Source organism: Pseudomonas sp. MONT-RG-20F-20-E-7-02 (assembly GCF_022662395.1).
GTDB lineage: Bacteria > Pseudomonadota > Gammaproteobacteria > Pseudomonadales > Pseudomonadaceae > Aquipseudomonas.
On record NZ_JAKNQN010000033.1, the window covers coordinates 1 to 747 of the forward strand.

1 pseudogene is annotated in these 747 nt (G+C 56.8%); it reads right to left on the reverse strand.

What is annotated here, in order from left to right:
* Nucleotides 1-747: pseudogene (locus L8I05_RS29395) on the reverse strand (type IV secretion protein Rhs); the annotation flags it as partial.

Below are 747 nucleotides of genomic sequence, written 5' to 3' on the forward strand. Positions count from 1 at the left end.
CGTCTCGCTCGTAGCGGGTAATTAGCTGACTGCCATCGTCGCCGTGTTCGGTCTTTTCCAGCAGGTTGCCGTTGAGGTCGTAGACGTAGGCCGTACGCTGGCCATCAAAACCGATTTCCTGCTGGATCAGGCCGTTGGGGTGGTAATCAAGTTGGTAGGTTTCGCCGACTTCATTTTCGATCTCGGTCAGTAGCAACCGTGTGTTGTCGTAGCGGTAGTTAACCTGGGTGCCATCGGGATTTTGGCGGCGGCTGATCAGGTGCAGGCCGTCGGCGTATTCGTAGCGGGTGACGTGGCCCAGTTCATCACGTTCAGAGGTGATTTTTCCGTACGGGTTGTAGCTGTACTCTCGCGCTGCGCCGCCAGGAAGAACGACACGAACCAACCGGCCCACAGCGTCCCACTGATACTGGGTCAGCGCGCCATGCTCATCCTCACGTGCAACCTGTCGCCCAACATCGTCATAGCGATAGCGTTTAACTCCACCGTTTGGAAGCTGTTCCTCAACAAGCTGCCCACGCTCATTCCAAACCAGCCGATGACAACCGTTATCCGGATACCAAACCCCAACCAGTTGCCCATGTTTGTTGTAGGTGTAGTCCGTAACGTTGCCGTCAGGATCTGTCTGACGCGTAACGTCGCCCTGGTCATTACGCTCATACGTCCAAACCGCCTCACCGCGCCGCACAACCCGTACGAACCCGTTGTCATGCTCGTAGGAAGTCGGCTCATCCTCCCCCGGAAACA